This is a genomic window from Paenibacillus sp. ClWae2A, from assembly GCF_032452295.1.
Taxonomy (GTDB): domain Bacteria; phylum Bacillota; class Bacilli; order Paenibacillales; family Paenibacillaceae; genus Paenibacillus.
In genome coordinates this window covers 268,558-280,172 of the sequence record NZ_JAULSQ010000006.1, presented here as the reverse complement: position 1 = coordinate 280,172, position 11,615 = coordinate 268,558, and the positions used below count along the sequence as shown (strand labels likewise).

Genomic DNA, 11,615 nt, shown 5'->3' with positions numbered 1-11,615 from the left:
ACAAGTTGGTCGAGATCTGGGAGAGTGCTATTCGAGAGACAGCATTGGTTGACCACGTGATATAAATGACCAGGATGAGGAGTGTGCAGGATGACACAGATCAAGGTGACACCGGAACAACTGGAGACGGTCAGTGGGCAGTTCGCTCAGGCACATCAGCAATTATCGGGTTTCATGTCCACATTGGACGGCAAGATGAGTGTCATGCACAGCAATTGGGACGGGATGGAACGGGAACGCTTCTATAACGATTATTCAACGGCTCAAGGCACGATGAAATCTGTTCTGGAACTGGTTCTGTCCATTCAGTCGGAGCTTAAGAAGATTGCCGAGCGTTTCCGCACGACAGATGAAGAGGCGGTGAACCAGGCAATCATGACGGCGCTGACCGCAGCGCGGGCGCTATCAACCATGGGCAAAAATAAAGGTGATGATCTCGACAAAACGCCAGGTCCACCAAAGAACATGGATGAATGGGATGAGAAGGATGCCGAGAAATACCAAAACTATGAGGAAATGCTGAAGAAAGCCAAAGAGATGGGTGACGAAGAACTGGCGCAACAGATTCAGGCCAGCATGAACATCATTCGGCTTCAGTATGAAGATGTAATCTATCAGACTGACCCCAACACTGGCAAGACGGTGAAAATTACCGAGGATTCCATCGTAGGTACGTATCAGGTGAAAAGTGACAAGGGCGAAACGACCACCATCAGTTTGGATAAACAGGGCAATGTGGTGGACTATAGCAAGGATACGGAAAAGTATAAGTATTCGGAGCAAACGCACACGACCAGTCAAGGCGAACATCTCTTTGGCAAAGTGGCACAAACGGCTACAGCCTACGGGATTGGTCTGCTGCTCACAAGCAAGACGGGCTCTGCTTTCACGGAACATGCCACAGGACTAGGTTCATCCTTCGTCGCGGACAAATTCCTGTTCTCCGTGCCGGAGGAAGGTGAGACACGTACGATGATCTACCGTACCAATAAGGAAACGGGCAAAATCGAGAATATGATCGTGGTCACGCGTGGCGATAACGATATTGAATATACTCCGTGGCGAGAGTACTTCTAAGCCACGGATGGGGTTGGCAAGCGGGCAACGCAGGGGTACCTGGTTGCGGCCTGCTTGTCCACCCACAGCATGGAGCCATGTGGTTGTATATCACATGGCTATGCGTGTGGAGGGCAGGCGGCTTATCCGTGAGCCTGCGCATAGAGAAACACCCCGGCAACCTTCTTCCTGAGATCGGAAGGTTGCCGGGGTGTTTTGGGTTGATCTTACCGAGTAGCCACGGCCAATGGACCGGGCTGGAAGGGAATCTTTTTTTTGCCAGAGATTAATGTGTCTCTTCATCCAGAAACGGTTTGTTCACCGCATAATACATAAAGCCCATCAGCAGCACACCACCCACCAGATTACCCAAGGTCACGGGAACCAGGTTGTGAAGCACACCTTCAAATGAGATCGTCCCCGGGTGGTTCAGCACAAGTGCAATTGCGAACGTACACATATTGGCGATGCTGTGCTCATATCCCGAGATGAAGAAGCAGAACACAAAGAGCATCATGGCGAACATTTTGGCTCCATTCTCCTTCATGAACATCGGCACAAAGAACGCCATACATACAAGCCAGTTACACAGAATTCCCCGGAAAAAGAGCTGCATCGTCGGAACTTCCATCTTGTGCTCCACCACGCTTAACAGAAAACCGTTCACCTGAGACGAGTCGAACAATCCGGTCAGGTAGATTAACAGGGCAAACACGGCTGCGCCCATCAGGTTACCGCTATAACTCGCAATCCACAGCTTGATAACTTCGAACCAGCGAAGTTTCTTGCGCAGTGCCGCATACGTGTAATAGAACGTATTCCCTGTGAACAGGTCACCGCCACCGTAGGCGATCAGGATGATGGCCGCGCCAAACGTAATTGCTGCCATCGGATAGGTAAACGGGGACTGTTCCATATAAAAGAAGTTACCTGTCTTAAACGCCACGATGACGCCGAATCCGATAAACATACTGGCCAGCATGGAGCGTGCAAGGTACCTGATTAAACTTTGTTTGTAAATCTTGTGTTTCTTCAAAGCTAGTTGTTCCACGTTGCGTAAAGCTTCCGTTTCCATAATTCTCCTCCAATGTGTTATGAGTGAAACTAAGTTTTCTACATTATAACTGTATTTTGATTTGAGGGTTTACAGAATTTTGAAAATTGAATATAGTAAAAAATAAAAAAAACCTTTTTATGTATAAAAAACTTCTTTATCCCATCTAATTTACATTAAATGTAACGTTGATTTCAATAACCGATACGACAGACACTTAACTCCTGCACATCCTGCGTCTATTTACTCTCAAACTCTTCTCTTCCAATGAATGCAATGAGCTGAATCATTCTAACAGTCCCCAGCCCTGAAAGTGAGGTGCTTCAGCATACAAACAAATCACAAGCTCTCTTACCCTTTAACCGTTGAAGTGTTTTCAACCGAAAGATTCTCCGATCAAGCCGAGATTACACGGTCTTGGGCAGCGATTGGTGTTCAGGTTCAATGGATTTGGAGGTTGATACCGGAACTTCCGTCGATTCGGATTCTAGGCAAGGAAATTCGCATTGACAAAGCAAAATTAATCCATTCAAGAGAAGGGGCAGTTCAGATCATTCTTTGCGAAGCCATATCTAACAATGGACAAGCTGTACAAGAAGTCATTCTCGATGAATTTTTTTATGATGCCGAATGGAGAAATCGTATTTTACTAAGTGGAGAACGTATTCTTGAGAATCTCGATAGAAGCGAACTCGGAAATATTTTAGCCCATGTCATTTCAGGAGTGAATTACATGGGTACCCGTACGAATACCGCTGAGCAGCGATACAGCTTGTACAATCCAGGCGAGCTGTTGCTCACCCCATCTCAGCAATTGATGGCGCGTGATCGTATTTTGTTTGAGTTTCAATCTCCGCCAGTTCAGCAACGGGGGAGGATATTATGGATTTTCGCTAATCCGTATACGGACCTGATAGCAGGTCCGTATGGTCTGGATATATTGAACGGCATTAGCCGTGAGCATGGGTATCAGACGCGGCTGGTGAATCCCTTTTTGGAATATCTTGAACCGGAGCAGGGGTTGATGGAGATCATCAGGGATTTTGAACCTGATCTGATAGGGCTCTCTCTTCGCAATATGGATGATGCTCTAATCATTCACAGTCTCCATGGAGATTCGAACGCTGTGGATACTCAGGATTTGCTGAAAAGTGTTCGAACATTGGTGGAAGGGGGCATGAGAGGATACGATGGACCTGTAATCATGGGAGGAGCTGCATTCGGCACGGCGCCTAAACTGCTGCTTGACTATTTTGGACTGCAATATGGTGTTATCGGAGCCGCGGATGAGGCGATTGGTCAGTTGTGTTCCATGTGGAGACCCTGTGATGTTCACGAGAAGGAACATCGTTGGCAAGCTGGTTTTCATAATATATGGAGGAATTTACCTGGTGCAGTCTGGACGGAAGGCAACGAATTTCATCATTGTCTGGCGAGTACATCCCGTGTACTCGAGCAGTCCCCAAGAATACGCAGAACCTTGCCATATACCCTGATGAATCGAAAAGAATGGATGCCTGAACCGGTAAGAGGTGCTCAGGGCTGTGCGTTAGGCTGCAGCTACTGTTTGGAATCGGTGAATCGTAAAGTCATGAGTTGGCGTAGCGTGGAAGACGTCGTGGATGAAATGGAATTCTCATTACTGCATTACGGGATACAGGTGTTTCATCTTGCGGATTCTGAAGCGAACCTGCCCTTTCGGAGGCTTACCGATCTTGCCAAGGAGATTCTTCGTCGTGGGCTTGAAAAATATATACTGTGGACGGCTTATCTAAATGTCAAACCGTTTGATACGTCAGCGATTCCTTTATTGATTTCTGCCGGATTATACCGATTCAAGTTCGCCATTGACCATTTTCACAATAATATGTTAACCAGCTATAACAAAAATTTTCGTGAAAAGGATATTGAAGTGTTGCTTGACAAGTTTCAGCCGTTTTTGAATCAAACGCAGTTTTATGCAGGAATATTGTTGGGTGGACCGGGCGAGAACGAAGAGACTTTGAATTACGCTGCACGCAGAATGCAGGATTATACGGCTAGAGGATTTACATTCTATTACAACGTAGGTGTGAGAATTTATCCAGGAACCCCTTATGCTGAAATATGGAAAAAAAGTCGGGATAAGCAGGGCTATTACGGTCCAGGACAAGCGGATGAAGCTTTATCCCCGCTGGTCTACTGTGCCCCTGAAAGTCCTAGAGTGCTGGCAGCAAAACTGGAGAAACGGTTTGAAGATGATCCTAACGTATTTCGCATGAATCAGGAAAGAGTTCCATTGGTTGGCTACGAAGCTTATCGAAAATATCTCGTCGCTTGGCAAGCCTGGCTTGTTGGCAGGGAGGAAGAGGCTGCTTCCATTTTGAACAGCATCCCAAACTTGAGCCTGCTGAAGAAGGGTGAGGCATTGCGCCGATTACTGCGAATGCGTTCTCGTAACCTTAACAAACACCATATGAACTAGAGGGGAGATACGGATATGAAAGTCTGTCTGGTTAGGCCGCTATTATCGTCAAATGCGTTTAACGGATATCCGCTGAATCTACTTATTCTGGCTTCAGCCATCCGGGAAAAGGGGCATGTCCCGTTCATATGTGATTATGATTTTTACAAGGAGATCGATCCCACTTGGATATCTGAGCCGTTTGCAGTCCGGGCTGCGGAAGATATTCTTGCCCATGAGCCGGATATGGTAGGAATTACGGCAATGTGCAGCAATTATGTACTGGCTGTGGAACTCGCTGGTGAGATTAAGCGCAAGGCTCCACATGTACATATTACATTTGGAGGACCCCACGTATCTTTATGTCCCGTCGAGACTCTGGACAGCTTTAAGGCTGTTGACTCTTGTGTCGTTGGAGAAGGAGAGGTAACATTCCCTGAGTTGTTGGATGCACTTGAACATCACGCAAGCTTGGAGGGTATACCGGGAGTTCATTATCGCGATGACCAGGGAAACGCAATAAGCAACGGACCCCGCCCACTTATTAAGGATATTATGTTATCGCCTCGTCCTGCTTATGATTTGATTGATATGAGAGCATATATCGAGCATGCTGAAGATATTTACATGCAGGTATACGCAGGTTCGGGTTGTCCTTTCGACTGTTCCTTCTGTTCTACAAGCATCGTTTGGGAACGTAAGTATCGTGTCATGGGTGCCGAGCGAGTTGTTAACGAAATTGAGTATCTGCATCGCACGTATGGCGTCACTCATTTTAATCTGGTACACGACAATTTATCTTCTAATAAACCCTATATCCATGGGATAGCGGAACAGATACTCGAACGAGGGCTTGATATTCATTGGGGATTCTCCTCACGGATTGATACATTGGATGAAAAAACATGCAGGATCGCCAGTGCGGCTGGCTGCAACTATATATTTTTTGGCGTGGAGAGCGCTTCGGAGCATATCCAGCACACGATGGGTAAGCGTCTCAAAATTTCTAAAATTCATCAGACCATCCGAAATTGCCTTGAAAATGGTATCATGCCGACGACCTCATTCATTCTCGGCTTTCCAGAGGAACAGCAGGAGGACATTGAAGCTACCATTCGGCTTGCTTTTGCCTGCAAAGTTGTTGGGGCATGGCGTTCGTTTATTAATCTGTTAAGTCCGTACACAGGCACGCGGTTAATGAGAAATTCTGAAAAACTGGTCCTGGACTGGGAAAACGTTAATACGTCGATGGTCATTTTTCTTGAGGATCAGCATAAAAAAGAGATTGAAAAAAATCCGTTTATCTATGCCAACTTTTACTTCCTCGATTACTCCCGTTCCTATATGCAGGAAGGAGGATACTCCAATATTGTTGATTTTTACACCATGTGTCTCTTCAAATATCCGTATACCATCCATTATCTAATTAACGATCTGCAGCTCTCGCCACTCGATATCTATGAGTTCTTCCGTGAACAGGTGACTAAGCTTACTCCAGCCCAACGGGATCAACTGGACATTCAGATTACGGAGGAAGATTTGATTGGATTGGCAGGGGAACATTACGCCTACAATCTGGTGAGCTGCCTTAGGTACGATCAATCCATTGTTTTTGCCTCCAAAGCCGGATACGAGGGCCAGGTTTTATATAAAGGTTCGCTGTATTTACCGGATGAGATCGCACCAAATCTGCTGGAACAAGAAGTGATTTTGCCAGGTATACGTTACTTTCTTCATGAGAACAAAAAGGGACATTTGGCCACATACGAGCTAACTCCACAGCAATTTGCTGCGTTTGAGCAGAAGGACCTGTCTGTGTATTACCCGGAGAGATGGGAAATGAATGTGGATCTATCCTATCAGGATGGAGGAAAACGTCATGCTTAATCCGGTAATCAATCCGCGGAAGTCTCTGCTCAAGTTCGATTTTCAATTACCTGTGTACAACTGGTACTATCCATTTCCAAATGAAGAGGATAACGTGATAGATACTACCGAAGCTTTGGAAGCGATGCCCCCTTCATCCACCCAAGGTCGGAGGGCGCTGTACTTTCATATCCCATTCTGTGACACGCTGTGTACATTCTGTCCTTTCTTTCGGTCAAGTCACTACACAGCCCAGGAAAAGACGGATGCGTATATGGATGCACTCATTCGTGAGATGAAATGGAAGGCGTCTTTTTCCGGTATTGGTCAAGTTCCTGTAGATGTCATATCCGTCGGTGGAGGAACACCGTCCGTGTTGACTGTAGAGCAAATTCTGCGCTTCGGAGAGGCGCTGCATGGTCTATTTGACTTGTCCCGGTTACAGGAGTTCACCTTTGAGCTGGAAGTTAAAAGTGTGACAAGGGACAAGCTGCAAGCGATGAAAAACATTGGTGTGAACCGAGTGAGCTTCGGCATACAAACATTTCATCCGGTGTATCGCCAGGTGTTCAATATAACATCTACCGTGGAGCAGGTGCGCGAGGTTGCCCGGATGGCTATGGATATATTTTCATACGTTAATGTGGATATGATCTTTGGTTTAGCTGGTCAGAGCCTCGATGATTTGCTGAAAGAAGCAGATCAGGCGATGTCGCTGAACACAACAACCATTGATTTTTATCCATTAAACTACATGTCAGCCAGTCTTAAGATGCATCGATTGTTCAAAGAAAACCATTTGCAGCCCTTATCACCAGCGACCAAGATCAGTTACCGAATGTTTCTGGATGAGTATATGCGTGCCAAAGGATATATTCCGATTAACGGGTACAGTTATACGCTCGATCGGAAATCACACAGTCAACGTGTGTTGATCGATCGTGATCCGATTTTCAAATATCATGATCTGCTCTATGGATATGAAACGGATGAGGTTATCGGTTTTGGAGCCAGTGCTGTAACACAGACCCTTCATTTCAGTTCCTACAACTCAAATACCCTCAAAATTTATATGGAAGAGATGTACCTGGATCCCTTACAGCTATCTCCACTGACACTTGGCAATAAGGAATGTCCCGAAAAAGGGATCGTTTATTTTCCTTATCGCGGCGTGCTGGATAAATCCAGAATTGACTGGGAACGGGTACCAAGCGAGACGTTGGAGGCACTGTCGCTTGCTGTAGCAGAAGGGTTGGTTGAAGAGACGGATGATCAGTATGAACTGACTCCAGCGGGATGGCTGTCCTATGTCAATTTGGTTTATTACTTAACCCCAGATTCGGGAAAAAGGTGGCTAAATGAGCGTATAGAACAGCGCATTGCCGAAGGTAGAGAGCGGGATGAAGTCCAACTTTATGAATCGCTTCAGGAAGGGGTTGTAGCAAAATGAATATGATTTGGTGGGAGGATATGGTACTGGAAGGTGAGCGAAAAACGCTACATTTCCTGACACAGGTACCTCCATTAACGCTGGACCCCATGGAATCTTTTGATATCGTGACACGAAATGTGGTATCCAATCTCCATGAGGGGTTGGTTACACAAGAGCCACGTACCCTTGAACCGCAACCTGGCATTGCTTATTCTTGGGATGTCATAGAGCCTGGGGCAAGTTATCTGTTTTATTTACGGACGAACGCACGCTTCTCAGACGGGGAGCCGATTCTGGCGGACGACATCATCTTTTCCATTCAACGCATTGGACAGTTTCAGGGAAGTGAGTTGGTCGCTACCTCAGGTGTGAACCCCAGAACGGTGAGGTTGGATATCTCTCCACCAGTGCAAGGAATTTTGGATCATCTAGCAACACCGCCTTTCTCCATTGTTTCACGTTCTGTTGTGGAAAACTATGGTTTTGCTCCAGATCATTTGGTTAGCTCAGGTCCATTCAGACTTAAGAAGTTGGGAGCATCAAGCATCAAGCACCCCTCGATCAAGTTACTGGAACGAAATCCCTACTACTGGGATCAGAAGGCTGTCAGGATTGATCAGGTAGCCTATATTCCAATTATGGATGCCGATGAGCGATTGCGTGTATTTCAAACCCGTTATTCTGCCGCAGGCAAGCGACTATACTATTTTCTTAATCATGGACCTGTGATGCGATATGAAGAATTGAAAAATAACCCTGAGCTTCAACCTGCACCAGTACATGCAACCATTGTGCTTACGCCCAATTTCAGTGTCACGCCTTTAGGGGATGTGCGTGTTAGACGCGCCCTCTCTCTGGCAATTTCACGTCAGCGGATGTTGACGGTCCTTCCCCATGTACAGGTGGCCGATGCATTAGTACCTCGGGATATGCGTGATTATCCTGAACCAAGAAAAATGCTTCAAGAGGATGAATCTGAGGCAAGACGCCTCATGGCTGAAGCGGGGTACCCGGGAGGGCAACATTTTCCCGAACTCACATTAACATTGTTTGATCATGATTATCAGGAGCGGATGATTTTATATCTAATAGAAGATTTTAAGCGTGTTCTGGGTATTAAGGTGAAGTGCCGCAGGCTTCCTTGGAGTGAATATTTATTGCGACTGGAGTCTAGGGATTACGAATTGCTGTATGAGACGTGGCATGCAGATGTCCCCGATCCTGGTGCCTTCCTGATTCCTTTATCGACAGATCATCCGTTTAATACGCCGGGGTACGCCAATTCAGAATTTGATCACCTAATGTTACTCTCCCTGGACGAGGTGGAAGTTCAACAACGAACAAAGCATTACCTGAAAGCAGAGTGGCTTTTGCTTGATGATATGGCTGTCATTCCATTATTGTACGACTCCCATTTTGTAATGATCGATGAAGGTGTAAAGGGAGCCCATTTAAATAAGGCCGCTGTTCTGCCACTTAAAAATATTGAACTTCTATCATGAAAGGAGGTGAGAACGATATGTCGAAAGTATTAAATACAACTCAAGTAGAAGAGGTTGTGCAACAACCAGTGGAAGAAACGGTAGAAGCTGTACTGGATAGCGAAAAAGTAACCGATACATCTGCACTTACACCTAAACGCCTGACCCGCGTTGTTACAAGCCGAGTTGTATCAGAATGGTAATTATTATGTGTTTGAGCGAGTAAAGCATGGAACGGGCTGTCTTTCACAAGAGAGCCCGTTCTGTTATTACAGCATCCAACACCTTACATAGGAGGCATCACATAGTATGAAAAACAAGACAGGCTTCAGGCAAGTCTTGCGTAATCGGAACTATATGCTGTTATGGATAGGGCAGACCGTCTCCCAGATTGGGGATGCCGTGACGCTTGTGGCGCTGCCCCTGCTGGTCTATGAATTAACACAGTCCGTTATGGGGCTGACGCTGACATTTATTATCGAAGCCATCCCCTGGATTGTGGTGGGGCCAATCGCAGGTGTATTTATAGACCGGATGAACCGTTTTGTTCTGTTGGTAGCAACTGATATCTTGCGTATGCTGCTCATCGGTGTAGTCTTTTTTACCGATCACGTCGGTGTAATATATGGTATTGCTTTTCTGATGCAGGCCATGGCAGCAATTAATACACCTGTACGTTCCTCGATCATACCGGATTTACTGGATAAGGAGCTGTACGTCAAAGCTATTGGCATGTCTCATACAACTTTTCAGACTGTGCAGGTAATTGGTCCGCTGGTGGCGGCAGCAATTCTGTCGATGACCGGCGGCCCCCGACCAGTATTTCTGTTAGACAGTTTAACCTTCATGCTCTGTGTAGGAGCGGCCATTATGATGAAAATCCCTCCCCGAACCGCTCAGGTCGATCAGCGGAAAGATGGGCGTACGGCAGAACCCCCTCTGGTTACCTTTGGGCAGATGTTCAAAGTAGGTGCATCGTTTCTTTTTACGAATCGAGTGATGCGCTATGTGACTAGCATTAATCTGCTAAAGTCGGTTGTGCAATCGCTGGTGCTGGTTGGGACACTGCTCTATGTGAAGAGTACGATGGATCTCACTGCGAGCCAAGGAGATCGTATCTATAGTTTGGCGGTTGCAGCGATGGCGATCGGGGTCATCTCGGGCACGATCCTTATTACGGCTTTTGAGAAAAGAGTCCAGCGCCGTTATCTAATTACAGGCGGGCTTTTTCTTCAAGGCGTAACCCTGATCATGATGCAGTTTCATCCGCAGACTATCTGGTTACTCATCTTGCTGCTAATCGCTGGACTCGGGGCGAGCGGAGCGATGGCTCCTTTATCTGCATACTACGCAGAAACGACGCCGAATGAAATTCGGGGCCGAGTGTATTCTGTGACCAATTCAATGCTTCGTATCACCGGCATGGCAGCTTATGTGCTCGCCGGTCCTGTAGGGGAATGGTACGGACCAGAATCCTTGTTCCTTGTAGTATCCATGTTGCTGCTTGTAGGTATGCCGATCTTGACGCTATGGCTGAACGGATTATATGTACTGGCACCGAAGCCGTGCATTCCTGTTGAATCTCCTGTCCGGGATACGCACTCCTCACAGGGATGAAGAGATGAGGAGCAGTTAATCCACTGGAGTTACTTTTGTATTTCATGAGTCTATTGGAAAGGGAACAACTCTGCAAAATATCAGCCTTTTGCTCAGCAGACATAAGTATTCGTTTGCCCCTGAATGGAGTTTATAATTGGGGCGGAAGAATGATCGGACGGGAAGCCAAGGCTTCTTCCACAATCTGTTCAGGCGTCAGGTCTCGCTCATCCCAGAAAATCAGATTACTGATCTCTGCATGCGGCACTTGCTGTTGTAGCTCTGTTAACATGTCATTCAACTCTGCTTCCGTTCCTTCAGAGTCCATCAGTTTGCGAACCAATTCTACCAAATGTAATCGATTGTCCATATCGATACCTCCTGAATGATTCATAGCGTGAACAAACTAGTCTTTCATGGGCTGATTCAATGGATCATACGTGATGAGCACCGGAAAAAATTTGGGCTCAAGCATCAGACTAATGAGTTGTTCGTCTTGATCAGTATATGAAATGATATAGTTCCCGAAATGAGACTCGTAGATGAAGTCTTGGAATTGAAAGGAATGTTCTGGATACTTTATCTTCACATATAACGTAGTAACTCCTCGGGCTAAGGTTTCTTTTAACATAGGAATTTGGGCCACAATGATAATAGCAATAAGAACAATTAGTATACGTTTCGCGA

General features: G+C 46.2%; 9 protein-coding genes. 7 read left to right on the top strand and 2 right to left on the bottom strand.

All coding sequences use genetic code 11. The features are described 5' to 3' along the window. The first annotated feature begins 90 nt into the window (after positions 1-90). Positions 91-1,077 (top strand): WXG100 family type VII secretion target, encoded by a 987-nt coding sequence (locus QVE09_RS19570; protein WP_315938126.1) that lies wholly within the window; start codon positions 91-93, stop codon positions 1,075-1,077. Positions 1,078-1,342: 265 nt separating this feature from the next. On the opposite strand, the gene QVE09_RS19565 is transcribed toward QVE09_RS19570, so the two are convergent. Continuing rightward, entirely contained in the window at positions 1,343-2,131 is a 789-nt protein-coding gene (locus QVE09_RS19565) for a formate/nitrite transporter family protein (RefSeq protein ID WP_017690511.1), read from the bottom strand. A gap of 436 nt (positions 2,132-2,567) precedes the next feature. On the opposite strand from QVE09_RS19565, the gene QVE09_RS19560 reads away from it, so the two are divergent. The 6 genes from QVE09_RS19560 to QVE09_RS19535 all read left to right on the top strand — a co-directional run bounded on the left by QVE09_RS19560 (position 2,568) and on the right by QVE09_RS19535 (position 10,949). Further along, a complete protein-coding gene (locus QVE09_RS19560) occupies positions 2,568-4,574 on the top strand; it encodes a B12-binding domain-containing radical SAM protein (RefSeq protein WP_315938125.1) in 2,007 nt (668 codons plus the stop codon). A 15-nt stretch (positions 4,575-4,589) separates the two neighbouring features. Continuing rightward, positions 4,590-6,440, top strand: a complete 1,851-nt coding sequence (locus QVE09_RS19555; protein ID WP_315938124.1) for a B12-binding domain-containing radical SAM protein — start codon at positions 4,590-4,592, stop codon at positions 6,438-6,440. Then, positions 6,433-7,869: a coproporphyrinogen-III oxidase family protein gene (locus QVE09_RS19550; protein ID WP_315938123.1), complete on the top strand. Its 1,437-nt coding sequence runs from the start codon at positions 6,433-6,435 to the stop codon at positions 7,867-7,869. Before QVE09_RS19555 ends, QVE09_RS19550 begins: the two co-directional genes overlap by 8 nt. Continuing rightward, positions 7,866-9,353, top strand: coding sequence for a peptide ABC transporter substrate-binding protein (locus tag QVE09_RS19545; RefSeq protein WP_315938122.1), 1,488 nt, complete (start codon positions 7,866-7,868; stop codon positions 9,351-9,353). Before QVE09_RS19550 ends, QVE09_RS19545 begins: the two co-directional genes overlap by 4 nt. Positions 9,354-9,370: 17 nt before the next feature. Continuing rightward, the gene (locus QVE09_RS19540; RefSeq protein WP_186327758.1) at positions 9,371-9,535 is read left to right on the top strand and encodes a hypothetical protein; all 165 of its coding nucleotides are present in this window, start codon (positions 9,371-9,373) and stop codon (positions 9,533-9,535) included. Between the two features lie 106 nt (positions 9,536-9,641). Then, a complete protein-coding gene (locus QVE09_RS19535; protein WP_315938121.1) occupies positions 9,642-10,949 on the top strand; it encodes an MFS transporter in 1,308 nt (435 codons plus the stop codon). A 130-nt stretch (positions 10,950-11,079) separates the two neighbouring features. Here the strand turns inward: QVE09_RS19535 and QVE09_RS19530 are convergent, their stop codons facing one another. After that, positions 11,080-11,298, bottom strand: coding sequence for a hypothetical protein (locus tag QVE09_RS19530; protein WP_315938120.1), 219 nt, complete (start codon positions 11,296-11,298; stop codon positions 11,080-11,082). Positions 11,299-11,615: the final 317 nt, after the last annotated feature.

Bases quoted from the DNA above. Each gene is read 5' to 3' on its own strand.
- QVE09_RS19540 (WP_186327758.1), top strand. From the start codon at position 9,371: ATGTCGAAAGTATTAAATACAACTCAAGTAGAAGAGGTTGTGCAACAA.
- QVE09_RS19550 (WP_315938123.1), top strand. From the start codon at position 6,433: ATGCTTAATCCGGTAATCAATCCGCGGAAGTCTCTGCTCAAGTTCGAT.
- QVE09_RS19570 (WP_315938126.1), top strand. From the start codon at position 91: ATGACACAGATCAAGGTGACACCGGAACAACTGGAGACGGTCAGTGGG.
- QVE09_RS19545 (WP_315938122.1), top strand. From the start codon at position 7,866: ATGAATATGATTTGGTGGGAGGATATGGTACTGGAAGGTGAGCGAAAA.
- QVE09_RS19565 (WP_017690511.1), bottom strand. From the start codon at position 2,131: ATGGAAACGGAAGCTTTACGCAACGTGGAACAACTAGCTTTGAAGAAA.
- QVE09_RS19535 (WP_315938121.1), top strand. From the start codon at position 9,642: ATGAAAAACAAGACAGGCTTCAGGCAAGTCTTGCGTAATCGGAACTAT.
- QVE09_RS19530 (WP_315938120.1), bottom strand. From the start codon at position 11,298: ATGGACAATCGATTACATTTGGTAGAATTGGTTCGCAAACTGATGGAC.
- QVE09_RS19555 (WP_315938124.1), top strand. From the start codon at position 4,590: ATGAAAGTCTGTCTGGTTAGGCCGCTATTATCGTCAAATGCGTTTAAC.